The organism is Sphingomonas sp. IC081 (genome assembly GCF_006874585.1).
Lineage (GTDB): Bacteria > Pseudomonadota > Alphaproteobacteria > Sphingomonadales > Sphingomonadaceae > Novosphingobium.
The window spans coordinates 367,350-391,889 of record NZ_CP029762.1 but is presented as its reverse complement, the minus strand read 5'-3'; the positions used below and the strand labels follow the sequence as shown (position 1 = coordinate 391,889).

Annotated in this window: 18 protein-coding genes; 9 read left to right on the top strand and 9 right to left on the bottom strand. The window is 67.8% G+C overall.

Annotated features, from left to right (window positions below):
* Positions 1-35 precede the first annotated feature (35 nt).
* Both DM450_RS20055 and DM450_RS20050 read right to left on the bottom strand, forming a co-directional pair.
* On the bottom strand, positions 36-1,037 hold the full coding sequence (locus tag DM450_RS20055; protein WP_260610619.1) for a glycoside hydrolase family 43 protein: 1,002 nt from the start codon (positions 1,035-1,037) through the stop codon (positions 36-38).
* 183 nt (positions 1,038-1,220) lie between these two features.
* Complete coding sequence (locus DM450_RS20050) at positions 1,221-2,891, bottom strand: alpha-N-arabinofuranosidase (RefSeq protein WP_260610618.1); 1,671 nt, start codon at positions 2,889-2,891, stop codon at positions 1,221-1,223.
* On the opposite strand from DM450_RS20050, the gene DM450_RS20045 reads away from it, so the two are divergent.
* On the top strand, positions 2,879-3,172 hold the full coding sequence (locus DM450_RS20045) for a hypothetical protein (RefSeq protein ID WP_142638511.1): 294 nt from the start codon (positions 2,879-2,881) through the stop codon (positions 3,170-3,172). The two genes, DM450_RS20050 and DM450_RS20045, sit on opposite strands and share 13 nt — an antisense overlap.
* Before the next feature lie 140 nt (positions 3,173-3,312).
* Here DM450_RS20045 and DM450_RS20040 read toward each other — a convergent pair whose 3' ends face one another.
* Together DM450_RS20040 and DM450_RS20035 are read right to left on the bottom strand one after the other, a co-directional pair.
* The gene (locus DM450_RS20040; protein ID WP_142638509.1) at positions 3,313-6,090 is read right to left on the bottom strand and encodes a TonB-dependent siderophore receptor; all 2,778 of its coding nucleotides are present in this window, start codon (positions 6,088-6,090) and stop codon (positions 3,313-3,315) included.
* 64 nt (positions 6,091-6,154) lie between these two features.
* Positions 6,155-7,306, bottom strand: coding sequence for a mannonate dehydratase (locus tag DM450_RS20035; RefSeq protein ID WP_142638507.1), 1,152 nt, complete (start codon positions 7,304-7,306; stop codon positions 6,155-6,157).
* 350 nt (positions 7,307-7,656) lie between these two features.
* Here DM450_RS20035 and kdgD point away from each other — a divergent pair, with 350 nt between their 5' ends.
* Complete coding sequence (gene kdgD, locus DM450_RS20030) at positions 7,657-8,586, top strand: 5-dehydro-4-deoxyglucarate dehydratase (RefSeq protein WP_142638505.1); 930 nt, start codon at positions 7,657-7,659, stop codon at positions 8,584-8,586.
* A gap of 62 nt (positions 8,587-8,648) precedes the next feature.
* Entirely contained in the window at positions 8,649-9,536 is an 888-nt protein-coding gene (locus DM450_RS20025; RefSeq protein ID WP_142638503.1) for a LysR substrate-binding domain-containing protein, read from the top strand.
* 186 nt (positions 9,537-9,722) lie between these two features.
* On the opposite strand, the gene DM450_RS20020 is transcribed toward DM450_RS20025, so the two are convergent.
* From DM450_RS20020 to DM450_RS20010, 3 genes are all read right to left on the bottom strand, one after another.
* Positions 9,723-11,060, bottom strand: coding sequence for an MFS transporter (locus tag DM450_RS20020; RefSeq protein ID WP_142639408.1), 1,338 nt, complete (start codon positions 11,058-11,060; stop codon positions 9,723-9,725).
* Positions 11,061-11,166: 106 nt separating this feature from the next.
* Entirely contained in the window at positions 11,167-12,348 is a 1,182-nt protein-coding gene (locus tag DM450_RS20015; RefSeq protein WP_260610615.1) for a PAS domain-containing sensor histidine kinase, read from the bottom strand.
* A 37-nt stretch (positions 12,349-12,385) separates the two neighbouring features.
* Positions 12,386-13,723, bottom strand: coding sequence for a sigma-54-dependent transcriptional regulator (locus DM450_RS20010; protein WP_260610613.1), 1,338 nt, complete (start codon positions 13,721-13,723; stop codon positions 12,386-12,388).
* A gap of 42 nt (positions 13,724-13,765) precedes the next feature.
* On the opposite strand from DM450_RS20010, the gene DM450_RS20005 reads away from it, so the two are divergent.
* The 4 genes from DM450_RS20005 to DM450_RS19990 are packed head-to-tail and all read left to right on the top strand — an operon-like array spanning position 13,766 to position 19,440.
* Positions 13,766-15,061 carry an efflux RND transporter periplasmic adaptor subunit gene (locus DM450_RS20005; RefSeq protein WP_260610611.1) on the top strand — a complete coding sequence of 432 codons (1,296 nt, stop codon included), beginning with the start codon at positions 13,766-13,768 and terminating at the stop codon, positions 15,059-15,061.
* Between the two features lie 14 nt (positions 15,062-15,075).
* A complete protein-coding gene (locus DM450_RS20000) occupies positions 15,076-15,753 on the top strand; it encodes an ABC transporter ATP-binding protein (protein ID WP_142638501.1) in 678 nt (225 codons plus the stop codon).
* A gap of 11 nt (positions 15,754-15,764) precedes the next feature.
* On the top strand, positions 15,765-18,185 hold the full coding sequence (locus tag DM450_RS19995; RefSeq protein WP_142638498.1) for an ABC transporter permease: 2,421 nt from the start codon (positions 15,765-15,767) through the stop codon (positions 18,183-18,185).
* Positions 18,178-19,440 (top strand): TolC family outer membrane protein, encoded by a 1,263-nt coding sequence (locus DM450_RS19990; RefSeq protein ID WP_142638496.1) that lies wholly within the window; start codon positions 18,178-18,180, stop codon positions 19,438-19,440. The genes DM450_RS19995 and DM450_RS19990 overlap by 8 nt, the downstream gene beginning before the upstream one ends.
* 20 nt (positions 19,441-19,460) lie before the next feature.
* Here DM450_RS19990 and DM450_RS19985 read toward each other — a convergent pair whose 3' ends face one another.
* A complete protein-coding gene (locus tag DM450_RS19985) occupies positions 19,461-20,462 on the bottom strand; it encodes a bile acid:sodium symporter family protein (protein ID WP_142638494.1) in 1,002 nt (333 codons plus the stop codon).
* 97 nt (positions 20,463-20,559) lie between these two features.
* Between DM450_RS19985 and DM450_RS19980 the strand changes: the two genes are divergently transcribed.
* Both DM450_RS19980 and DM450_RS19975 read left to right on the top strand, forming a co-directional pair.
* On the top strand, positions 20,560-21,438 hold the full coding sequence (locus DM450_RS19980) for a LysR family transcriptional regulator (RefSeq protein ID WP_260610610.1): 879 nt from the start codon (positions 20,560-20,562) through the stop codon (positions 21,436-21,438).
* A gap of 82 nt (positions 21,439-21,520) precedes the next feature.
* A complete protein-coding gene (locus DM450_RS19975) occupies positions 21,521-22,303 on the top strand; it encodes an IclR family transcriptional regulator (protein ID WP_142638491.1) in 783 nt (260 codons plus the stop codon).
* Positions 22,304-22,915: 612 nt separating this feature from the next.
* Here the strand turns inward: DM450_RS19975 and DM450_RS19970 are convergent.
* Positions 22,916-24,490, bottom strand: coding sequence for an MFS transporter (locus DM450_RS19970; RefSeq protein ID WP_260610609.1), 1,575 nt, complete (start codon positions 24,488-24,490; stop codon positions 22,916-22,918).
* Positions 24,491-24,540 lie beyond the last annotated feature (50 nt).

The window sequence follows — 24,540 nt, the reverse complement described above, 5'->3', positions numbered from 1 at the left end:
GCATGAAGGCGCGGGTGAAGCGGTAGTTTTCCGGCTCAGGGCGCGGCAAAATGCCGCTCCAGCCGGTCGGCTTCCGCCGGGGTGATGGACATGACCGCACCGTGCTTGGGCCCGGCGAAATTGGTCGCCTTCATCGGCGATCCCGGCTCGTTGAACCGGCCGAGATTGCGGAAATGCTTGAAGTCGCTGGTTTCGGAAAAGCCCATGTTGTTGGGTTTCGCGCCGAACACGTCATACATCAGCACATACGTATCCGTTCCCGAGCGGCGCCACAGGTTGGGCGCCTCGGTGCCCACCGTCTCGGGGTCGACGGGGGTGGGATCAAACGCATAGCCGCCGTTGATCCTGTCCGAAACCGCCTGCCGGAGATGGCCGGGCCGCTCGTGCGCGACGTAGAACAAGTGGAACTTGCCGCCGATGCGGGTGATGTCGCCGTCGATCGACCCGACGTTCGGCTTCGGATAGGCAAACAGGGCCTGCGGCGGCCGGGTCAGCGTGGTGAAGGCATCGTCGGCATAGGAATAGACCATGTGTTCGGTCCCGGCGCCGTCCCGCGTGGTGTAATAGACCATCATCTTGCGCGCCTTGGGGTCGTAGATCGTCTCCGGCGCCCAGGCCGCGCTCAGATTGGCGGTTTCGGGAAAAAGCCGGTCGACATGGACGATGGCATGGGTCCAGTGCACCAGATCGCGCGACTTCATGAAGATCAGCGAGCGATTGTTGCCCCAGCCGTGGGTCGCCTTGGGACGTTCCCATTCGGTATCGCGCAGGCCCTCGCGCTGGGCGTAGATGTGCAGGTCGGTCATGCTGAGATAGAACGCGCCGTCCGGCCCGCGCATGATGTGCGGATCGCGAATGCCCTGCTGTTCGGCAATGCCGCGGCCGCTGAGCACCGGCTGGCCGCCGTTGACGTCGGTAAACGTGTAACCGTCGCGCGAGACGGCGATGTGCAGCGAATGGGTCTCGTCCCGGATAGACCATGAGGTAGGCCGTGCGCGCGCGCTCCGGCGGCACCGGCGCCGCCTTCTGCCCGGCAAGGCTCGGCACGATCTCGAGCTGCCTCGCTGCGCCGGCAGCCGACCTGGCTGCGGCACCCCCGGCCGTGACCTGCGCCTCCCCGACCGCCGGCGCGCCGCAAAGCGCGGCCAATCCGGAGGCGACCAGCCCCACAACCCCTGCCTTCATGTCCTCTCTCCGCTTGCCCGGCCCTGCGGGGCCTTTCATTCGACTTCCAGCACGGTGACCGATTTCGACGGCAGCACCAGTTCCACCTCGCCGCCCGACAGGTGCACGGCCAACGGGCGCGGCACGAAGGGATCCGCCTTGTCGAAGGTGATCCGGGTATCGATGGCGTCCGCCGTCAGCACTTGCGCGCCCGCGCGGTGCCAGCGGCCACCGTCCAGATGGATCCGCAGGCGGTTCGCCCTTGCCGGGTCGAGATTGGCGATGGTGACGTGCAGCCTGCCGCCGGCATCGCGCGAGGCGGACAGGTCGATGCCGGCAAGCCGCACATCGCCATGGACGTAGTCCGGCGTCTCGACCTGCACGGGCAGCGCCGTGGCCCCCTGATGGACCTTGTACATGTCGAAGACATGGTAGGTCGGGGTGACGACCATCGCGCTCCCGCGCGTCAGGACCAGCGACTGGATCACGTTCACCATCTGCGCGAGGTTGGCCATCCTGACCCGGTCGGCGTGACGGTTGAAGATGTTGAGGCTCTTGGCCGCGATCAGTGCATCGCGCAGGGTACTTTCGAGATAGAGCTGGGAAGGCGCATCCTTCTCGCTTTCGAACCAGCCGCCCCACTCGTCCACCGCCAGCGCGACACGCCGGCCCGGATCGTAGCGGTCCATGATCTCGGCATGACGGCGGATCAGTTCGTCGGTAAGCGCGACCCGGGCCAGCGCCGCCGCCCAGCCGCTCTCGTCAAACCCGACGTTGCGGCCCTTGGCGTGCCAGTCGTTGCCCGCAAACGTGTAGAAATGCAGCGACAGCCCCCACATCAAGGGCGTGTCGCTGGTGAGGCCAAGCGGCGTCGGTTCCGGCCGCCACAGCATGGCCTGCGCCATCACCCGCTCGGTCCAGGCATAGTCGTCGGTATCGGCGCCGACGGCGATCAGCCTTGCCCGCGCGCCCGAATAAGTGCGCAGGAAGGCCGCGTAGTGGCGGAATGCCGCCGCGTACGTGTCGGCGCTCATGTTGCCGCCGCAGCCCCAGCTTTCGTTGCCCACACCGATGTAGGGGACCTGCCAGGGCGCGGGGTGACCGTTGGCCGCCCGCTCCTGCCCGGGCGCGCTGTCCTGCGGGGCCGTCATGTAGCGCAGCCAGTCATCCGCCTCCCGCACGCTGCCGCTGCCGAGGTTGACCGAGACAAACGCGCTCGCCCCGATCTGGCCGAGGAAGTCCATGAATTCGTGGGTGCCGAAGGCGTTGGTCTCGGGCGTCCTGCCCCATGCGGAATTGATCCCGCGCGGCCGCTTGTCCGCCGCCCCGATGCCGTCGCGCCAATGGTAGCCATCGGCAAAACAGCCGCCCGGCCAGCGGATGACCGGCACCCTGACCCGCCGCAGCGCGGCAACGACGTCGGAGCGGATGCCGCGCAGGTTGGGGATCGGCGAATCCGGCCCGACCCAGATGCCCTCGTAGACGCCGCGCCCGAGATGCTCGACGAACTGGCCGTAGATGTTCGGATCGATGGTGGGGCCGCCAGCTTCTACGGATACGGTCGCGCGCGACTGGAGCGTGGTGCGCGCGCCCGAAGCGGACCTTGCCCCGCCATCGCTTCCGGCGCTGGCACTGGCACTGGCACTGGCACTGGCGGGAGACGTCATGCCGCTCGCCGCCAGCAGCAGCGCAAACCCGCAGGCCAGGCTCCGGCGTGATCGAGACATCTCCCCTCCTTTTAGGCCGTAAACTCATAAATGGCGCCATCGAGGCGCCCAAATGGCGAACAGTTCGGTCCGAAGTGAGTGCCGGGCGGGCTGGTTGCCCGTCCAAGGTCGCTTCGGTTCGAAATGGAAGCCATTTGGGCGTCCCTTCGGGATTTGACCAAAATGGTCCATCGCTGCGTCAGGAAGCCTTGAAATATGGACATATTCCTTCGCCTTCCTTCCTGGCGCTGAACCATTTTGCTTCAAACCTCGATGACGCCATTGATGAGTTTACGGCCTAATTGTCGGACTAGAGATGATGCCTCATTTCGCAGTCGTCAACCACATTTCGGGACGAAAGGTCATATTTCGGGTTGATATGGGAGCTGGTAGCCAGACGGTCTGGATGGCGTCCTCCATCCAGACCGTCTTTATCCGGCCGTCACATCGTGAAGCGCACGCCGACACGGAACGTGCGGCCGATCGCGTCGAAGTCCGAGATGCCCGAAGGACCGTTGGCCACATAGGGATTGATCAGCTGGTTGAAGACGTTGGTGACGCTCAGATAGGCCTCCCAGTCGTGATCGACCGGCAGCTTTGCCGAAATCCGGGTATCGAACAGCACCTGTCCGGCAAAATGGCGCTGCGGCAGATCGCTGGCGAGCGTGCTCTTGTCATAGGCGCCGCCACCGATGAAACGCGCCTGGTTGAACAGCGAGACTGCACCGATGCGCAAGTCCGCCTGCCCGGTCAGGCGCCAGTGCGGCGCGGTGCCGATCTGGCCGGCACGGTCGATCGCCGCGACGCCCGGCGAGCTTTGCTCGTACTTGTCGATATAGTTGCCCAGCAGGCGCGCGGAGATCGCCGCGTCCTTCGCCAGCCAGGGCAGGTTCGAACGGTACCCCGCCTCGAAGTCGATGCCGCGCGTATTGAACGAGGCCAGGTTCTGGGTGACAATGTCGATCTGCGTCAGCACCCCGTTGGCATCGCGGCTGATGAGCGCACAGGCCGAGGCGCTGCCGTTGTAGCAATCGTCCATTTCCTGCTGGTACGAAAGCGAGGCGATCGCATCGCGGATCCGGATGTCGTAGTAGTCCGCCGAGACGTTGAAGCCCGGCAGGAACGAGGGCGAATAGACCGCACCGAAGGTCAGCGTATTGGCCACTTCCGGACGCAGGTCGGGATTGCCGCGCACCACCGAGCGGACGTTGGTCGCGGTCGTGTTGGTGAACGGATCGTAGACCTGCGGCTGATAGCTGGTGGTGCCGCGCTGGAACAGTTCGTAGAGGCTGGGCGCGCGGATGTCGCGCGAACGGGTGACGCGCAGGCGCAGGTCGTCGTAGAGCTGCCAGGTCAGGCCGGCCTTCCACGTCGTCACCGCGCCGCTGGTGCTGTAATCGGTACGGCGGACCGCGCCGTTGAAGTCCAGCGCGCGGATCAGCGGCAGGTCCTTGAGCAGCGGCACGTCGAGTTCGAGGAACGCCTCCTTGACGTTGTACCTGCCGCTCTGCGCCTTGGCATTGCCGACGCGGTAGGCGCCTTCGGCATTGGTGATCGGGTTGTAGGCCTCCGACAAGGGATCGACGACCTGGTTGAAGCTCTGGCGGCGGTACTCGACACCGGCCGCAAAACCGAGGTCACCTGCCCAGAGCGTGACCGGAGCCCCCGCGATCGAGGCGGCGGCGACGAATTCCTTGAACACCTGATCGGCGGTATTGGTACCGGTCACGTAGTTCAGGGCATCGCTGGACACGGTATTGGTGCCGAAGACATTCACCGGAACACAGCCGTTGCCCGGATTGGCCAGCGAGGAACGGCAGACGATGGCGCCGCTGGAAGGATCGACCACGGCATCGGCGGCATTGACGTAATTCGCCTGGATAAGATCGTGGTGGAGCGCCAGATTGCGCTCGTTGCGCGCGGCTTCGGCATAGACGTTCCACTTGAGCCCGCCCAGTACGTTGCCTTCCGCGCCCAGCACGCCGCGTATGGTCTCGTTCGCGACTTTCACGCGGGTGCGCGGCAGGTCGTCGTCATAGCGGCCCATGGTCACGGTGGTGACGCCCGCCTCGTCCATCATTTCGGCCAGCGCGTCCGGCAGATAGGCGTTATCGCGTGAGAGCTTGAGCGCCGTGGTGCCCAGCTGGTTCGAGTAGGAGCCGACCTGGTAGTCATTCTTGGTCTTGCCGTAATTGCCCTCGGCAAAGACGGTGAAGCTGTCGCTGACATCGAAGGCGAGGCGCGAATAGACGATCTTCTTGTCCAGCCCCGCGATCAGCGGCGCGAACTGCGGGCGCGGGCCATCGCCGCCGACCATCGTCGAGCTCGTGACGCTGGTGCCGTAGTTGAACGCCACCGGATTGCCGCCGGCATCGAACGTCGTGCCCTTCAGCGGGCCGCTGGTGATGAGGCCGCCGAAGTTCGCATTGGCGACACGCACGTCGCAGGCGAAATCGCGCTTGGTGGCCGAACCCGAAGGCAGCGAGATCGGCTGGCAGCTCTTCTGCGAGAACGGACGCGCCAGACGGTCATCCACGCCCGCATTGCGGAAGTATTCACCGCTGATCAGGAAATGCGCACGGTCGTCGGCAAAGCGCGCGCCATAGGCAAGCTCGATCTTCTGCTCGTCGTTGTCGCCGTAGGTCGTGATGCCGCTTTGGATGTTGCCGGTGAGGCCGGTGAACTTCTTGTTGATGATGAAGTTCACCACGCCGCCCACCGCGTCGGAGCCATAGGCCGCCGAGGCGCCGCCGGTCACCACTTCCACGCGCTCGACCAGCGCCTGGGGGAACATGTTGGTGTCCACCTGCCCGCTGCCGTCGCTGGGAATGAAGCGGCGGCCGTCGAACAGGGTGAGCGTGCGGGTGGTGCCGAGGTTACGCAAGTTGAGATAGGCGCCGCCCTGCCCGCTGGAGGTCTGCGCACCGCGCGGACCTGCCGAGGACGAGAGCGCCGGAAGCTGCTTGAGCGCTTCGCCCAGCGTGGTGGGGGCCGCGGCATTGAGCTGCGCCGCGCTTGTCACCGTCACCGGCGTCGGGCGGTTGAAGCCGGACAGCGGAATGCGGCTGCCGGTCACCACGATATCTTCGGTGGTGACGGAAGCCCCGGAATCCTGCGCATCTTCAGCAACAGCGGGAGTAGCATCCTGCGCCATCGCTGCCGTGTGGCTGAACAGGGCGAGCGCCGACACCCCGCCAAGAACGGTAAACCGCTTCATCATCTTAGGAAAACTCCCCTCCAAAGGATCTTGTCTGGATCGCCCGCCGGGCGTCGTTCTTGTATTCTCAGGTCAAACGCTGGGCCGATTGCAGCAGGCCGCGTATGTAGCCGTAGCAAAAGGCGAAATTCTCGGCCCGAGGCGTCCACACCGGCTTGCCGTCGACCACTTGCGGGTCGTCCATGCCGGGCACGTGATCGGGCATGATCATGCCGTCGTAGCCGACTTCCGCATAAGTCTGGAGCGCGCGGACCATGTCGATGTCGCCCTCGTCCGGGAAACTCTCGTTGAAGCGGTCGCGGTGGCCCTGGATATTGCGGAAGTGGACGTTGAAGATCTTCTTGCGGCTGCCGAACCAGCGGATCACGTCGAAGATCTGGCTGGCCGGATCGGTCAGGTTCTCGCAGACCGATCCCTGGCAGAAATTGAGGCCGTGATAAGGGCTCTCGTTGATCTGGACGAGGCGCTGCAGCCCCTCGACCGTGCCCAGCACATTGGTCACCCCCTGATAGCCGCCGGGCGGGGTGCCGGGGTCTTGCGGGTGGCAGGCAATGCGCACCCTGGTCTCGTTGGCGACCGGCACGATGCGGTCGAGGAAATAGGTGATCCGCTCCCAGAACAGGTCGGCATCGACCACCCCGGCGCGGGTCAGCGGGGTTGCGGGTTTCGCTTTCGACAAGTCCCACGCGAAGTAATGCGAACCGCCGCGCCCCTCGGCCGGCGCGGTGCGCAGCACGCCGAGCAGGCTCATGTTGTACTTCACCGCCGGGATGCCCGCCGCCGCGCAGTTGCGCAGCGTGGTCGCGAAAGCCTCGATGTCGCGGTCGCGCTCGGCCCCGTCGCCCAGCATGATCGCAGGGTGCTTCTCGCGGTCGATGTGGGTCGAGGCCAGCAGGTCCGGCTCCAGCATGTCGAGGCTGAGGCCGTGGCGCTGCGCCATGTCGCGCAGGCGCAGGAGCTCATCGACGGTCGGATAGAGCCGCCCGTCCGCAACCGAGGCGCGGGCACAGATATTGGTGACGCCGAAACGCGCGAAATCGGCAAAGTGCGCCTCGCTGGAGGGCATGCTCTGGCAGCCGAGCTTCATGAGATAGGGCTTGCGGCCCGAAGCGGCAGGCGCAACGGGCCTTGCGGAGCGCGCCGAGACCGCCTGAGCCCCACCGGCCAGCGTCAGCGATGCGCCCGCACCGGCTGCCAGCATGAAGTTCCTGCGATCCATCGTCACTCCCCGCGATTGGCGGCCGGCTGATCGTCCGGCCTGCTCTCTGCTTTGTGCCGCCGTGCTGGCGGTGGAAGGCTCATTGCGGGAATTGTCGCACAAATACCAATGCCAATTCTGGCTTGATCTATGCGGAACGCACACTGACAAACGATTGCCCGCCTGGCGGAGCGAGGCCACAATGCCCGCCAACACGGGCATTCCCGGCGATTACATGCGGTGAAGAATGTCGATCCAGCCAACAAGGGCATCGATCGATTGCCTAATTGGGTTGGACCCGATCCACCCCCTGCCATAACGCCCACTGGCACAAAGGTGTGCCTTACTGTTTTGGAAGAGGTCAGTTCACGATGTTTAGCCCCGTGGAAGTCGGATCGAAGCTGGGGACCGGCCTGCTGTCGTTTCCCGTCACCCATTTCGACGCCGAGGGTCGGTTCCTGGAAGCGGACTATCGCGCGCATTGCGCATGGATGCTGGAGCATGAACTGGCAGGCCTGTTCGCTGCCGGCGGCACGGGCGAGTTCTTCTCGCTGACGCCCGACGAAGTGGGCCAGGTGGTCGCCGCCGCCGTTGCCGAGACCGCCGGGCGCATCCCGGTCATCTCGGGCTGCGGTTATGGCACCGCGATCGCCGCCGACATCGCCCGCAAGGCCGAAAAGGCCGGGGCCGACGGCCTGCTGCTGCTGCCGCCCTATCTCATCGGCTCGAACCAGGAGGGCCTTGCCGCCCATATCGAGGCCGTCTGCCGCGCGACCGGGCTCGCCGTGATCGTCTACAACCGCGACAACGGCATCGTGAACGACGAGACGCTGGCGCGCCTGTGCGAGCGCAATCCCAACCTCGTCGGCTTCAAGGACGGCGTCGGCGACATCGAGCTGATGGCCCGCATCCAGGCCCGCATGGGCGACCGCCTGACCTATATCGGCGGCCTGCCCACTGCCGAGACGTTCGCCACCCCCTATCTGGCGATGGGGGTGACGACCTATTCCTCGGCGATCTTCAACTTCCTGCCCGAATGGGCGCTGCGTTTCTACGCCGCCGTCCGCGCGGGCGACCATGCCTTCGTGGTCGAGCAGCTCAATGCCTTCGTGCTGCCCTACATCGCCCTGCGCAACCGCGGGCGCGGTTATGCGGTGTCGATCGTCAAGGCGGGCATGCGCGCCGTGGGCCGCGATGCCGGGCCGGTGCGCACGCCGCTGGCCGACCTCACCGCCGCCGAGCACGAGGAACTGGCCGCCCTGATCGCGCGCGTAGCGGACGTGGCGCCGGTTGCGGCCTGATCGCTCGATAGCGTGAGTGTCACAGGGTGACAGGCCAGATCGGATGGCCTAGTCGGTTGGCGATGTTCGATCTCAGCCAATTGCGCTGCTTTGTCGCGGCCGCCGAGGAGCTTCATTTCGGCCGCGCCGCGCGGCGACTGAACATGACCCAGTCGCCGCTCAGCCGCCAGATCCAGCTGCTGGAGCGGATCCTCGGCGTCACCCTGCTCGAAAGGACCAGCCGGCAGGTGCAACTGACTCCTGCCGGCAGCGCCTTCCTGATCGAATCCCGCCGTATCCTGCGCCTTGCCGAAGGCGCCGCGCTCGCCGCCCGGCGGATTGCCAAGGGCGATGCCGGGCGCGTGGTGATCGGCTTCACCGCCGCCTCGGGCTACGACCTGCTGCCGCGCATCGTCGCGCAGGCGCTGGCCAAGCTGCCCAACATCGAACTCGAACTGCGCGAGATGGTGACGTCGGAGCAGCTCGACGCGCTGCTGACGGGCCTGATCGACCTCGCCTTCGTGCGCCCGCCGATCGACCGCGCCGAGTTCGACCATGTGCTGATCCACCGCGAGCCGATGCTGGCCGCCCTGCCCTCCGGCGACCCGAGGCAGGCCAAGGCCGCGCTCGACCTTGCGGACTTCGACGAGAAGCCGCTCATCATGTACAGCCGTCAGGGCGCCGGGTATTTCCACGAGATGCTGGTGAAGCTGTTCGCCGAGGCCTCGGTCACGCCCAGCTATGTGCAGCATGTGACGCAGATCCACTCGATGCTCGGCCTCGTGCGCTCGGGCCTTGCCGCCGCCATCGTGCCGGAAGCCGCCAAGAGCCTGCACATGACCGACGTGCACTTGCGCACGATCCGCACGACGCCCGAGGCGCCGGCGGAACTGCTGCTGGCCTGGCACCGCGAGAACGAGAACCCCGCGCTCGACGTGATGCGCCAGCTCTGCTTCGAAACGCTGCTTTGAAAATTCGCCTCAGGCGAATTTTAGCGGCACCGGCCCACTCCCGTCCCGAAGAACACGAAAAGGTCCGGCGGACCTTTTCGCTGAGGGGGCCGACCACCCATCAGGATGCATTCGTGGGTGGTCGGGTGGGGGAGTGGGCCGGTGCCGCTACGAAAATGCCCCTCAGGGGCATTTTCCAAACAGGCTTCAATCCGCCAGAGTAACCCGGCGGATCGGTCCGGCAATCACCAGGAAAGCCACGATCGTCAGCAGGCAGTGCAGGCCGACGAAGCCCAGCGCCCAGTCGAACGATCCGGTGGTCGCAACGATGTAGCCGATCACGATCGGCGTCACGATCCCGGCCATGTTGCCGAACATGTTGAACAGCCCATTGGCCACGCCCGACTGCTCACGCGGGGCCACGTCGGACATCACCGCCCAGCCAAGCGAGGCCACGCCCTTGCCGAAGAAGGCCAACGCCATCAGCGCGATGACCTGCCACTGCGCCTCCACGAAAGCGCAGGCGATGATCGCACTCGCCATGACCATGCCGACCGTCAGCGGCCCTTTGCGGGCAATGTCGAGCGAGCCGGTCCGCTTGAGCAGCGCGTCCGAGGCATAACCACCGACCAGCCCCCCCGCAAAGCCGCATAGCGCCGGAAGCGCGGCGGCAAAACCGGCCTCGACGATGTTCATGCCGCGTTCGCGCACGAGGTAGATCGGGAACCAGGTCACGAAGAAATAGGTCAGCACATTGATGCAGTACTGGCCGAAATAGATCCCCGCGAGCATGCGGTTGGCGAGCAGGCGGCGCATGTCGCGCAGGCTCGGAGCACGCGCCGCGCGGCCGCCTTCGTCCATATGGATCAGGCCGCCGCCCTGCTCGATCATGTCGAGTTCGGCGCGGTTCACCGCCGGATGCTGGACGGGGCTGCGGATATAGCGCCAGAACGTGGCCGCTCCGGCAAGGCCGATCGCGCCCATCACCCAGAACACGCTGCGCCAGCCGAAGGAATGGACCAGCCAGCCCATCAGCGGGGCGAAGGCGACCAGCGAGAAATACTGCGCGGAATTGAAGATGGCCGAGGCAGTCCCGCGCTCGCTGCCGGGGAACCAGGCGATCACCAGCCGCGCATTGCCCGGGAACGACGGCGCTTCCGCCGCGCCGACCAGCAGGCGCATGACAAACAGCATCGCAAAGACATGCAGCGCGAAAAGCCCGGCAAATCCCTGAAGCATGGTGAGCAGCGACCATGAAGCGATCGCGATGGTATAGACCTTGCGCGTTCCGAAGCGGTCAAGCAGCAGGCCCGCCGGGATCTGCGCCGCCACATAGGCCCATGCAAAGGCGGACAGGATAAAGCCCGTCTGCACCGCATCGAGCCCCAGTTCGCGCGAGGCCTCACTACCGGCGATGGAAAACGTGGAGCGGTCCGCGTAGTTGATCGTGGTGATCAGAAAGATCAGCGCAATGATCCGCTGACGCACCCAGGTGGGTTTTTCCGGCCGCTGCACATCCACCTCGGACGCGGCAATGCTCTGCATTTCCTTCACGCAAACCCCTCTCCCGCCGGATTTGCAATCGTTTCCCGGTCAGGTGTGAGGGGCTAGGGAATGCGCGGCGGCAAGTCCATCGTGAATGCCGCAGCGATCAAGCCAGAAATTGGCTGGACCCGCGAGGCTCCGGCAGAAGCAGCCGGAAAACCGTCAGATCGCTGCGATAGGTCGACAGCGTGCCGCCGTGGACTTGCGCGATCTGGCGCGCGAGGCTGAGGCCGATGCCGGTCCCATCCGCCTTGGTCGTGTGAAACGCCCGGAACACATGCGCCGCGTCCTGCGGGGCGATGCCGTTGCCATTGTCCCGAACTTCCAGGCAGAGCCCGCGATCGGAGCGGCTCACGGCAAGGCCGATCCGGGCATGCTCGCCGCGATCGGCAAGGGCGGCTTCCACCGCATTCTGGATCAGCGCCCACAGCGCCTGGCTGATCTGGTCCCGGTCCATCGGCCAGCAAAGGCCCGGCGCGGCATCGACGCAGAACGCCACCTGCGACCAGCGTCCGACGAACAGGCGCGTGAGGTCCTCCAGCAGCTGATCGAGCGCCACCGGGCGCAACTGCGGCGGCGGCAGACGGGCGAGAATGCGGTAGACCTCGACAAACCGCTGCAACCCTTCCGCCTGCCGGGCCAGCGTGCCGAGGATTTCGCGCAGCAGCGCCGTGTCGGGCGCGGGGCCATCGGGAGAGGGGCCGGCGGCAGCGGGGCCAGCAGCAGCAGGGCCAGCGATCGCGGCAACGCCGCTGTCCGCCAGCGACACGATCGGCGCCAGGCCGTTCAGCAGTTCGTGACCCAGCACCTGGATCATCTCGGCGGTCGCGCGCGCCTCGGCGGCGTTTTCCTCCTGTTCGATGTCGATCAGGGCAACGACGGTGCGGCCTTCGGCGGGAAGCACCACCCGGTCCAGCCGCCAGTTGCGGCCCGCGTGGCGCCAGTGGCCGCAAGCGCCATCGGCAAGCGCGGCGGGCATCGGCAGAACCTTGTCATCCGTCGCGAAGAGACGCCGCGCCGCACGGTTGAGCGCGCGCGCCGCCTCCCCCTCGATGGCGAGCATCGGGGTCGGCGCCGCATCGAGCAGCAGGCGATGCAAGCCCGCCTCACCCGCCTCCGCATCGAGTTCCGCCGCCGCCGCTGGCACGTTGCCGCGCCCGGTCCGCCAGACCTGCAGCAGGATGATCCAGGCAGCGACCAGCCCCGCCCCGGTCAAGCTGCCCCACATCGCCCGGTGCCAGGCCTCGCAGGCCGCCACGCCGCTGAGGGCAAGCCCGATCCCGCTCACCAATGCCCGCCATCCCGGCGGGCCCTGCAGGAACAGCCTAGAGCCCATGGCGCGCCATGCGGCGATAGAGCGCACCCCGGCTGAGCCCCAGCGCGGCGGCAGCGTGGGTGACGTTGTGGCGATGCTCACGCAAGGCGGCCTCAATCATCGCCCGTTCGGCATCGGTCAGGTCGAAACTGGCGTCGGCGCCTTCGGCAAGCCGCGACGCCGCCAGTGTGGCCGGTGCGGCCAGTGCGGCTGCATCGATGGTCCCGTCCTCGGCCAGCAGCACCGCCCGCTCGACCGCCAGCGCCAGGCCGCGCACCTCGTCGTCCCAGCGTGTCGCGGCGATCGCCGCTTCCGCCGCCGCCGTCAGCCGGGCGGACGGACGCGCGAAACGCTCCGCGGCAAGCCGCGCAAAATGGCGCGCCAGCAGCACGGCGTTGCCTTCCCGCTGCGCAAGCGGGGGGACCGCGATCTCGACCGTCGCGATCCGCCGCCGCATGGCCGGGGTCAAGCCGCCGAGGTCGTCGACGATGGCGATGCAGCGCAGCTGCGGCGGCAGGCGGTCGAGCAGGCGGGCCTGTTCCACTTCGCCCAGCCGGTCGGGATGGCGCAGGATCACCGTTCCCGGCCCCTGCGGCAGACCGGCCCAGGCGCTCCCGTCGCGCAGGTCGATCCGCGCCGGCTCGCCACCGCCATGCGCCGAGGCGGCATGGAGCGCCAGCGCGGTCAGCATGCGCCCACTGCCCGAGGGCCCGGTCACGGTCACCCCGGCCGGTGTCGGCGCGACTCGCCGGACCAGATCGCGCAGGCCTTGCATCACCGCGCTTTCCCCCAGCAGCCCGACCGGACCGGCCGCGCCGGAACTGGAACCGGCGCCCCCGCCCGCTACCGCACCTGCTACCGCGCCCGGCCCCACCGACGGTCCGCGCGCGATGGCGGCCTCCACTTTGGCCATGAGGTCGCCGTTGCGCCACGGCTTCATCACGAAGTCCCGCGCCCCGGCCTGCATCGCCGCGACGGCGATGCGGATGCCGCTATGCGCGGTGATGACCAGCACGCATGCCCCCGGATCGTCCGCGATGATCCTCGCGAGCAGGGCCAGCCCCTCCTCCCCGCTCGACTGGCCGGGGGTGAAATTCATGTCGAGCAGGATCGCATCGAAGCGGCGGCCGGCGAGGCGCGACAACGCCTCTTCCGGCCCGCTGGCGGTCTCGATCCGGCGCCCCGCCACGCGAAAGGCGATCTGCATGGCGCCCGCCACGGCCGGATTGTCATCGACCAGCAGGATCGCGCTGTCGCTTGACAGTCCCCCGGAGTGTCCATTTTCGGACACCATGTCCGCCTGCGGACGGCCATCGGCGCTGCGCCCTTCAAAAAGTCCAGCATTCATCGATGTTTAGGCTTTCAAGCAGAGTTGAGGGACACTGTCCTCATGATGACCGAACAGCCCGCACATGCAACTGTTTCCCCCGAGGCGGCGCCCGGCGCCCTGATGGACCGCAAGGTGGAACGCCGCCGCCCGCCGCTGTGGCGGCGGCCCATGGTGCTGGCGATCGCCGGGGGCGCGGTTGCCGCGGTCCTGCTGTGGCGCATGCTGCCGGCCAGCGGATCCACCGACATCGCCGCCGCCCAGATCGAGATCGGCACCGCGACCCGCGCGCCTTTTGCGGACTACCTGCCGGTGCGCGCGACGGTCGCTCCCAAAGTGACGACGCTGGTCGGGGTGCTCTCCGGCGGGCAGGTCGAGAAACTGCTGGTGCAGGACGGCGCCATGGTTTCGGCAGGCCAGCCGCTGGCCGTGCTCGCCAACCCCGAACTGCGGCTCGACGTGCTGACCCGCGAGGCGCAGATCGCCAGCCAGCTGGGCGGCGTGGCGGGCGAGAACCTGGGGATCGAGCGCAACCGCATCGACCGCGCCGGGCAGGTCGCCCAGGCCAATTACGACCTCATCCGGGCGCGCCGCGAACTCGCCATCCGCCAGCAGCTCTACGATCAGGGCTACCTCTCCGACGCGGGCGTGCGCAGCTACGCCGAAGAGGCCGCCTACCAGCAGAAGCGGCTGGCCCAGCTGCAATCGGGCAGCACCCGCGAGGCCGGGATCACCGCCACCCAGGGCGCCCGCCTCAACGACACCCGCGCGCGCCTCGAAAGCAATCTTGCCGCCGTGCGCGCCAGCCTCGATGCGCTGACGATCCGCGCGCCCATGGGCGGACGCCTCACCAACTTCACGATCCAGCCCGGACAGGCGCTGAAACCGGGCGACCCGGCCGGGCAGGTCGACAGCGAAGGCTCCTGGAAGCTGACCGCCGATGTCGACGAATATTACCTGCGCCGCGTGGCTCCCGGCCAGAAGGCAGTGGCCGAAGGCGCGCGCCTGACCGTCTCGAAAGTGCTGCCCGCCGTGAAGGACGGGCGTTTCCGCACCGAGCTGGACTTCGCCGGCGCCCCGCCTGCCGGGCTCAACCGGGGGCAGACGGTCGACATCCGCATCACCCTGGGCAGCACCGCCCCGGCGCTGGTCGCCCCGGTCGGCGGCTGGCTAGAGGCAGGCGCCGGCACCTCGGTCTTTGTGCTCGACGCCGACGGTGCCCATGCCCGCCGCCGCACCGTGAAGACCGGCCGCCGCAATCCCGAGCAGGTCGAGATCCTGTCCGGCCTCCAGCCGGGCGAGCGCATCGTCACATCCAACACCGCGTCGATCACCGGCGACATCCTCAATCTTCGGTAACAGGGAACATCCACATGATCCGACTGGAACAGATCCAGCGCCGCTACGTCTCGGACGAAGTCGAGACGACGGCCCTGCGCGACATCGACCTCGCGGTCGCCGCCGGCGAATTCCTGGCCGTGATGGGGCCCTCGGGCTGCGGCAAGTCCACCCTGCTCAACACGCTGGGCACCGTCGACCGCCCGACCTCGGGACGCTACCTGTTCGGCGACCAGGACCTGGCCGCGATGGGCGAGAAGGAGCTCGCCCGGTTTCGCGGGGCGATGCTCGGTTTCGTGTTCCAGAGCTTCAACCTGATCGACGAGCTGACGATCGAGGAAAACGTCGCCCTCGGCCTTGCCTACCGGGCCAACGGCGGGGATCGCCGCGCCCGGGTCTCGCAGGCGATGGACAAAGTCGGCATCGCCCACCGCGCCCGCCACTTCCCGCACCAGCTGTCGGGCGGCCAGCAGCAGCGCGCCGCGATCGCCCGCGCCATCGTCGGCGATCCGAAGCTGATCCTGGCCGACGAACCGACCGGCAATCTCGACACGGCCAACGGCGAGCAGGTGATGAACATCCTGCAGGCGCTCAACGAGGAAGGCGCCACCATCGTCATGGTCACCCACTCGCCAAGCCATGCCGACATGGCCCGGCGCCGCATCGACATGCTGGACGGGCGCATCGTCGCCTCGGCCATGCGCGCGATCTGAAGGGGCCTGCCATGAACCGCTTCGCGCTGCTTTCGCTCTACCGCTCGCTCACCCGTCACAAGCTCTATGCCGCGCTCAACGTCGGCGGGCTGGCGGTGGGCATCGCGGTGTTCCTGGTCCTCGGGCTCTATGCCCGGTTCGAGACCAGCTACGAGAAATGGCTGCCCCGCCATGACCGCGTCTACGTGGCGCAGACCGTCTGGAACCTGCCGGAAAGCCCGTTCAACGGCGCCTATCCCTACACGATGGGCGGCCTGCTCGAACAGCTGCGCGAGGACTTTCCCGGGGTCGTCGGCACCCGCATCCGGGGCGGTCGGAACGGCGGCACGGTCATTCGCGGCGGGGTCGCCACATCGGCCGACGTCGCGCAGGTCGACGCCTCGTTCTTCGATGTCTTCGACCTGCCGATGGTGCGCGGCAGCGGCAGCGCGCTGCGCCAGCCCGCCAACGTCCTCATCAGCGAGACGCTGGCGCGCCGGTATTTCGGCACCAGCGATCCCATCGGCCAGACCCTGACCATCGCCGTGGACAAGGCCGTCAACTACCGCGTCGCCGGTGTCTTCCGCGACCTGCCCGCCAACAGCGACTTGCGGATTTCGCTGCTGGTGCCGCTGCCCGCCACGCCGCCCTCGGAGCAATGGTTCCACTGGGGCAGTTCCTCACTCCAGACCTTCCTGCGCTTCGACACGCCTCAGGCCGCACGCGCGTTCGAGCAGAAGCTGCCGCCCTTCGTCGACCGGCGCGGCCTCGCCGACATGGGCAAGGATGCCTCCAAGATCCAGCAAATCACGCTGCTCCCGCTCACCCGGATGCATCTGGAACCGGCCGGGTCGGCCAGCGCCAGCGCCAAGATCACCGTGGTGACGCTGGCCATCGTCGGCCTGCTCACCCTGCTGGTGGCGATCGTCAACTACGTCAACCTGGCGACCGCGCGCGCCAACTTGCGCGCCCGCGAAGTGGCCATGCGCAAGGTCCTGGGCGCGGACCGGCTGGCCCTGGTGCGCCAGTTCCTCGGCGAGGCGGTGCTGACCGTGGGCATCGCCGCGCTGCTCGGCCTCATTCTCGCCGAACTCAGCCTGCCGCTGGTCAATGCGGCGGGCGGCCTCTCGCTGACCATCCCTTATGCGCTGGTGGTGCCCGCGCTGATGGTGCTGACGCTGGTCGTCGGCCTGCTGGCAGGCTTCTACCCGGCGCTGCTGCTCTCCCGCTATCCGGCGGCCAGCGTGCTGGCTTCCGCCCGCTCGCCCGGCGGCGGGCGCGTCGGCACCCGCGTGCGCGAGGGACTGGTGGTGCTCCAGTTCGGCCTCGCCATCGCCTTCATGGTCGGCACCGCGGTGCTGGTCGCGCAGACCCGCCATGTCCGCCAGTCCGACCTCGGTTTCCAGCGCGAGGGGCTGATGCTGCTGCTCTCCACCCGCGACAACCTGGTCGGCGCGGACCGGACCCGCATGATCGCCGCCGCGATCCGCGACCTGCCCTCGGTGCGCAGCGCCGCGATCGGCAACAATGCGGCGGGCGGCAGCGGCGAGGACAATGCCGACAACGTCCCTCTCCCCGGTGTTGCCGGTGACGGGCCGTCGCTGCGCTGGATCATCACCGGGCCCGATTTCTTCAAGGTCTACGGCGCCCGCGTCCTGGCCGGGCGCGTGTTCGACGCGGCGCACCGCGACGACGACGCACTGGCGCGCGACATGGCCAGCGGCATCAACATCGTGATCAACCGCCAGGCCGTGTCGACGCTGGGCTTCCGCTCGCCGCAGGAGGCGATCGGCAAGACCGTCGGCGGAAAGCGCCCGCGCACGATCATCGGCGTGGTCGAGGACATGCGCTTCTTTTCCCCGCGCCAGCCCAACAGCGCGACCTATTATGTCTATTACAGCCAGCCGGAGAAGGCCTTCACGGCGGTCGTCTCGATCCGCTACACCGGCGATCCGCGCGTGACGATGGATGCCCTGCGCACGATCTGGCAGCGCAGCGTGCCGCAAGTGCCGTTCGAGGCGGCGACCGCCGATACCCAGCTTACCAAGTTCTACGAGGCGGACGACCGGGCGACCCGGCTCTTCGCGATCGGCGCGGGGCTGGCGGTGCTGATCGGCTGCGTCGGGCTCTGGGGGCTGGCCTCGTACAATACCCAGATGCGGATCAAGGAAATCGGCATCCGCAAGACCCTGGGCGCCTCCTCGGCCGACATCGCAAGGCTGCTGGTCGGCCAGTTCCTGCGGCCGGTGCTGCTTGCCAATCTCGTGGCCTGGCCGCTGGCCTTTGTCGCCATGCGGACATGGCTCACCGGCTTCGACGACCGCGTGGCGCTCTCGCCGCTGTTCTTCATCGGCGGCAGCGTCCTGGCGACGGTGATCGCGGTGCTGACGGTGCTGGGGCAATCGCTGCGTGCCAGCCGCGCGGCTCCGGCCTGGGCGCTGCGCCATGAGTAGGCGCACCCTGTCCTGCGGGGCGGCCCTGCTGCTGCTCCTGCCGTTGATCCCACGGGCCTCGGCCGAGACCCTCGGCGAGGCCATCGCCTCGGCCTACGAGACCAACCCGCAACTGGCCGCCGCCCGCGCCCGGCAGGAAGCGCTTGCCGAGACGCCCGAGCAGGAACGCGCGCTGGCGCGGCCCACGCTGTCGGTCGAGGGCAATGGCGGGTACGACCGGCAGGGCTACGGCAAGGCGGCCTCGCTCACCGCGAACCTCGCCCTGCCGATCTGGACCGGCGGCCGCGTATCCTCGGCCCTGCGCGCGGCCAACGGCGACGTCGCCGCCGGCGAGCAGGCCCTGCGCGACAGCGAGGCCGCCATCCTGCAGGGCGTTGTCTCCGCCTATGCCGCGCTGCTCTACAACCAGCAGGCCGTGGAAGTGGCCCGCGTCGGCATCCAGCGGCTCGACACGCAAGTGGCCGAGACCCGCGCCCGCTACGACCTCGGACAGGCGACCCGCACCGACGTGGCGCAACTCGAGGCGCAGCGCGCCACCGTCGTCGCCAACCTCGCCGATGCCGAAGGCGCGCTGGCCACGGCGGAGGCGACGTACCGCGCGGCGGTGGGGCACGACGCGGGCACGCTGGTGCCCGATGTGCCGCCGCCGGCGGCGCTACCGGCGAGCAGGGACGAGGCGCGGCGCGCGGCGGAAGCTGCCAATCCCGCCCTGCTCCAGCAACGCCTCGCGGTTGCCGCTTCGGCGGCGCGGGTCGACCGGGCGCGGGCGGAAGGCGCCCCCTTGATCGATCTGGGCGGGGCGCTGGGACGGGGCGAGCGCTGGACGGACGGCAGGCTCGACGATTTCGAGAATGCCGCATCGGTGGGGATCACGCTGCGGGTCCCCCTGCTGACCGGCGGCCTCGTCGCGTCGCGGGTACGCCAGGCGGAAGCGAACAACCGTGCCGAGCGGTTTCAGGCCGATGCCGCCGAGCGCGACGCCATGCGCGGCGCCGACACCGCCTGGGCCGCGCTGAATGCAGCCGGGGCGCGCCTGCGCGCCAACACCGAGGGGCTGGCCGCCGCCGACCTTGCGCTCAAGGGGGTGCGGGCGGAATATGCATTCGGCCTGCGTTCGACCGTCGACATCCTTGTCGCCGACCAGAGCCTGCGCGCCGCCCAGCTGGCCGTCGCCCTCGCGAAATCGGACGTCCTGGTGGCTGAGGCCGGCTTGCTGCGGGCAGTGGGACGACTGGGGCGCACGGCCTACGAGTAATCCCCCAGCCTGCCACCCGCTCATGGTATCCTGCGGGCACCTTGCAAAGCGGAGTCCCGGCGCCGGCCGTAGCGCCGCGCCAGCCCCGCGCAGACAAACAGCTGGGCCTGATGGAACAGCATCAGCGGCAGCACGATCAGGCCCACGGCATGGCCGGGAAACAGGATCGCCGCCATCGGGATGCCGCCCGCCATGCTCTTTTTCGATCCGCAGAACACGATGGCGATCTCGTCCTCCTTCGAGAAGGCCAGCGCCCGGCTGGCCCAGGTGGTGACAAGCAGGACCAGTGCCAGAACCGCCAGGTCGATCAGCAGCACGAGCGCGATGCTGGCGGGCGAAAGCTGGTGCCAGATCCCGGCCACCATGCCCGCGCTGAAGGCGGCATAGACCACCACCAGCACCGATCCGCGATCGACGACCGCGGTCAGCAGCGCATGACGGGAGAGCCAGGCGCCGATCCACGGGCGCAGGGCCTGTCCCACCGCGAAGGGCAGCAGAATCTGCAGCGCGATGTCCTCCAACGCCTGCAGCGAAAAGCCGCCGCTGGCCGCCGGCAGCAATTGCGAGACGAGGATCGGCGTCAGGAACACGCCCAGCACGTTGGACAGCGAGGCGCTGCACAGCGCGCCGGGCACGTTGCCGCGCGCGATCGCGGTGAAGGCAATGGAGGATTGCACGGTCGAGGGCAGCAGGCAGAGGAACAGCAGCCCGGTGACGATATCGCCCGGCAGGTGGCCCCGCAGCAGCAGCGTCATGACGATGCCGATCAGCGGGAACAGCATGTAGGTGCTGGCAAAGATCAGCGCCTGCAACCGCCAGTGCGACAGTCCCGACCAGATCGCCTGCGGTTTCAGCCGCGCCCCGTAGAGCAGGAACAGCAGGGCGACGGCAAGGTTGACCGCCCGGTCGACCACCCCGCTCGCCCGCCCCGTCGCAGGCATCAGCGCGGCAAGCGCAACGGTGCCGATCAGCAAGAGCAGGTAGGGATCGAGGCGGGAACGGATCGTCGTCAGCAGGGCCATGGAAAGTCTCGTCTGGGAAGACGGCCCATCTGCGCTTGCGGGCAATGATCGACAATCCCGATAGCCACGATAACACTTATCATGAATAATGATGACCATGTCCGTTCCGAACCTCATTCCGGTCGATCTCCTCCAGGCCTTCGTGGCAGTGGTCGACGCCGGCAGCTTCACCCGCGCGGCGCGCGCGCTCGGCCTGCGCCAGTCGACCGTCAGCCAGCAGATCGGGCGTCTCGAAACGCTCGCCGGGCGGCGCTTGCTCGACCGCGACACGCACCGCATGGCGCTGACACCCTCGGGCGAGCGGCTGCTGGACCAGGCCCGCGCGATCATCGATTCGCATGTCCGGCTGGGCCAGACCCTGTCCGAAGCGCCCCTGCGCGGGCGGCTGCGCCTCGGGGCCTCGGAGGACTTCGTGCTGTCCGCCCTGCCCGACGTGCTCGCCACGTTCGCGCGGCGCCATCCCGAGGTCGATCTGGAACTGAGCGGGGGCCTCAGCCACGACCTCTACGATGCCTTCGACGCCGGGCGGCTCGACGTCATTTTCGTCAAGCGCCGGGCCGGTGACCGGCGCGGCACGAGGGCATGGCAGGAGCCGATCCGCTGGATCGCGCATCCGGAATTTCACCTCGATGCCCATGCACCGCTGCCGCTGCTGCTCTACCCCCCGCCCAGCGTCACCCGCGCCAGGGCGCTGGAAACGCTGGAAGGCTGCGGGCGTGACTGGCGGATCGCCTTCACCAGCGCCAGCCTCGCCGGGCTCAGCGCGGCGGCACGCGCGGGGATCGGCATCATGCCCCATTCGGAACGGCTGATGCCGCGCGGGCTGGCGGTCGTCCCTGCGGGAGCCACCCTGCCTGCCCTGCCGGACGTCGAATTTGTCGTGATCGGGCCGGGGCCGGGCAATCCTGCCGCCGACGGCCTGATCGCGACGATGCTGCAATGGGCGGGGATAGCGGCGGCCGTGCAATGCGGTTGACCTTGGCGGCGCAGGCACTAGATCATGTGGAACGGGTGGGTAAGCGTCCCTCTAAGTGGGGCGAACGAACGGATTACGAACTATGACGGCACAGCGCGAAGACAAGGCCGATGTCGAAGTGAAAGGCACGCAGACCTTGATGCGTGCGCTGGACATCATGGATGAGGTGATCGACGGCCCGATCCGCGCCGCCGATCTGGCCCGCAAGCTGGGCATGAGCAAGACCACCGCGCATCGCCTTGCCCAGGCGCTGAAATCGCGCGGCTATCTCTCGGTGACCAATGATGGCTTCGGGCTCGGCCCCAAGCTGCTCGAACTGGGCGTCATGGCCACCCAGCAGATCGACTACGTGCGCGTGGCGCGTCCGTTCATGGAAAAGCTGTCGGAGGACACCGGCTTCTGCGTCTTCGTGGGCAAACGCGAGGGCGACTGGTCCCGCCACCTCGACCGCGTGACCGGCCGCCAGCGCCTGCGCGTCGCCACCGCCCCGGGCGACCGCCGCCCGATCGCCGAGACGGGTCTTGGCAAGGCGCTGCTGCTCGATGAGCCGGAAGAGGTCTGGGAAGACCTCTACCGCCAGGCGAGCGGCGGCAAGGTTTCGGCCAGGGCGATGAAGGACTACGTGGCGCAGATGCGCGTGCACAAGGCGCGGGGCTATGTGCTGCACGACAGCGAACTGGGCGACGGCGTGCGTTCCATCGCCGCGCCGATCCGCGATGCCCGCCGCCAGATCTGCATCGCCCTCTCCATCGCCAGCGCCGCGCACTACCTGACCGACGACATCGTCGACGACCTCGTCGCCGCGATCGTCGCCACGGCGGGCGAGATCGGCGAGGCCGTCGGCTACCGCGCGCCGCGGGGATGAACGGTCGGGGGCGGCGAACAGGAACGCCGCGTTTGCTGACCTCGCAATCCCGCGCAGGCCGGGCTTGTTGAAGCCCGCGCAGCAACGCGCTGTGACAAGGCCGACCAGCGGATGGCACGCCCCGCGTGCGGGCTTCGACAAGCTCAACCTGAGCGGGGTTGGGTTAAAACACGGAGCGGCAGGACGCGCCCCATAGCGGACGCCGGCCGAGTGTGCCATGCTTGCGCCGTGACCTCCGTTCGAGCCATTCTTATTGCCACATTTACATGGATGGGTTCAGCATGCTCGCCGAGCATCTCATCAATGGCCTGCAAGGGCATGTCAAATTCAGATGCAGTGGAGTTGGCACGAGAACAAAAGCGCGGAATGCTAAGCCGTTCTTCCCTTCCTTATCAGCGCAATTTCGCGTCTGACGTCGCCGAGTTGGCGGAGGACCCCACCAACTACGTGGCTAAAGTTAGTTTCAAGGGTGCAGATGGTCGAACGCTTGTCGGATTGATCGAGCAAGACTGTTACGTGGGATGGACCGAGCACTGACCACTTCCCACCCAAACCAGCCCCCACTCCGCTCAGGCGGAGCCGGTCGAAGCCCCCCGGCAAGCGCACTTTCGCTCAGTTCACCCCATTGACCGGTTGCCCCAGATTGCCGCTCCGCTCGTCCTGTTCGACCAGCGGATTACGGCCCCAGAGCTGGTCGTAGCGCCAGCCCGACAGGTCCTCGACGACGGCGCAGGCCTCCGGGCTGCTCGGCGTGCGGGCGCCGGCGCGCAAGTGCTCGATCTCGCGCATCAGCACCGCGTGGGTGGCGGGCGAGAGGCGGAAACGGCGCGATACCAGCACGCCGAACAGCAGCATGCCCACCGTGCCCAGCCCCAGCAGGACCGCGATGGTGACAACCGCGCCGTGCGATTGCTGCGCCGCGCCCGAGACGAAACCGCCCGCCTGCATGACAAAGCCGACCCCGGCGACGGCGGCGGCCTGCGTGGCCTTGCGCACGAAGGTCATGACCCCGGCAAAGGCACCCTCGCGGCGGCGGCCGGTGACGATCTCGTCGACGTCGGCCATGTAGTTGTAGGTCGCCCAGGGAATGTAGTTGAGCGCCCCCCGGCCCAGCCCCGCCAGAGCGATGGGAAGCCAGATCATCGCGCTGCTGGCGGTGATCCCGGCGATCCACAGCCCGATCAGCGTCAGTGCGCCGGCGCCGAAGCTGGCGGCGGCGATCTGGTAGGCGCGGCTGGGCGAGGCCCGCAGCGCCATGTTGATGGCGATGATCACCGCCACGAACTGGACCATGTACATCGTGCCGAGCAAGCCGGAAGCGATCGCCGTGCTGCCCGCCAGCGCAAAGATCACGAAGAACGTGAACGCGGCGTTGAACACGTCCTGGCTGATGTAGCCGCCCAGATACATGCCGAGGTGCAGGCGGAAGGCGCGGATGCGCATGGTCGAGAACAAGTTGCGATAGAGCGCCTTGAGCGCCTCCAGCGGCCCGGCCGAGGGGCGCGGCCCCGCAGCCGGCAGCGCGCTGCCCGGTCCGTGACGCTCCCAGCTGAACAGGTAGAGCATCGCCGCCGTCAGCATGAACAGCGCCGCGAAGATCAGCCCCATGTAGAAGAAGGTGTCGGCACTGTCCCGACCCAGCGCCTCGATCAGCCAGAGCGGCAGGAAACCGGCCAGGATCGCCGAAGCCTGCCCGAACAGGATGCGCCAGCCGGCGAACTTGGCCTTGGTGCGATAGTCGCTCGACATCTCGGCGGCGAGCGTCTCGAACGGGATGATCTCCATCGCGTAGACCAGCTCGAACAGCACATAGCTGACAAGATAGTACCAGAACGTCTGCCCCGGCAGCCACATCAAGGCGAAACTGGGCAGCAGCGGGATCGCGGCGAGGATGAAGAAGCGCCGCCGCCCGAACCGGCGGCCGAGCGCGGTCATGCCGAAATGATCGGAGATATAGCCGATCATCGGCGAGGCGAAGGCGTCGAGCACACGCGCAACCGCAAAGATCAGCGCCGCCTGCCCGGCCGAAAGCCCGCAGAACTGGGTGTAGAAGATCAGCACCCAGCCCGAGATGACCGCCATCGACCCGGCCCCGAGCACGTCGTTGGAGCCATAGGCGAGGTAGTTTCTCAGGCGCACCGGGCGCAGGGCCAGAGTCTGGCTTTCGGGCACAGCAGGATCCTTCACCGTAATTCCGCACGTGACCCGCCTCTGTTTTCGGACGGATTTGCACGCGC

What these genes read in the sequence shown, in the direction of transcription:
- DM450_RS19985 (WP_142638494.1), bottom strand. Translation starts at nt 20,462, where the DNA reads ATGGCCCTGCTGACGACGATCCGTTCCCGCCTCGATCCCTACCTGCTC.
- DM450_RS20025 (WP_142638503.1), top strand. Translation starts at nt 8,649, where the DNA reads ATGTTCGATCTCAGCCAATTGCGCTGCTTTGTCGCGGCCGCCGAGGAG.
- DM450_RS19995 (WP_142638498.1), top strand. Translation starts at nt 15,765, where the DNA reads ATGAACCGCTTCGCGCTGCTTTCGCTCTACCGCTCGCTCACCCGTCAC.
- DM450_RS20005 (WP_260610611.1), top strand. Translation starts at nt 13,766, where the DNA reads ATGATGACCGAACAGCCCGCACATGCAACTGTTTCCCCCGAGGCGGCG.
- DM450_RS19980 (WP_260610610.1), top strand. Translation starts at nt 20,560, where the DNA reads ATGTCCGTTCCGAACCTCATTCCGGTCGATCTCCTCCAGGCCTTCGTG.
- DM450_RS20000 (WP_142638501.1), top strand. Translation starts at nt 15,076, where the DNA reads ATGATCCGACTGGAACAGATCCAGCGCCGCTACGTCTCGGACGAAGTC.
- DM450_RS20050 (WP_260610618.1), bottom strand. Translation starts at nt 2,891, where the DNA reads ATGTCTCGATCACGCCGGAGCCTGGCCTGCGGGTTTGCGCTGCTGCTG.
- DM450_RS20020 (WP_142639408.1), bottom strand. Translation starts at nt 11,060, where the DNA reads ATGCAGAGCATTGCCGCGTCCGAGGTGGATGTGCAGCGGCCGGAAAAA.
- DM450_RS19990 (WP_142638496.1), top strand. Translation starts at nt 18,178, where the DNA reads ATGAGTAGGCGCACCCTGTCCTGCGGGGCGGCCCTGCTGCTGCTCCTG.
- DM450_RS19975 (WP_142638491.1), top strand. Translation starts at nt 21,521, where the DNA reads ATGACGGCACAGCGCGAAGACAAGGCCGATGTCGAAGTGAAAGGCACG.
- DM450_RS20035 (WP_142638507.1), bottom strand. Translation starts at nt 7,306, where the DNA reads ATGGATCGCAGGAACTTCATGCTGGCAGCCGGTGCGGGCGCATCGCTG.
- DM450_RS20010 (WP_260610613.1), bottom strand. Translation starts at nt 13,723, where the DNA reads ATGAATGCTGGACTTTTTGAAGGGCGCAGCGCCGATGGCCGTCCGCAG.
- DM450_RS20040 (WP_142638509.1), bottom strand. Translation starts at nt 6,090, where the DNA reads ATGATGAAGCGGTTTACCGTTCTTGGCGGGGTGTCGGCGCTCGCCCTG.
- kdgD (WP_142638505.1), top strand. Translation starts at nt 7,657, where the DNA reads ATGTTTAGCCCCGTGGAAGTCGGATCGAAGCTGGGGACCGGCCTGCTG.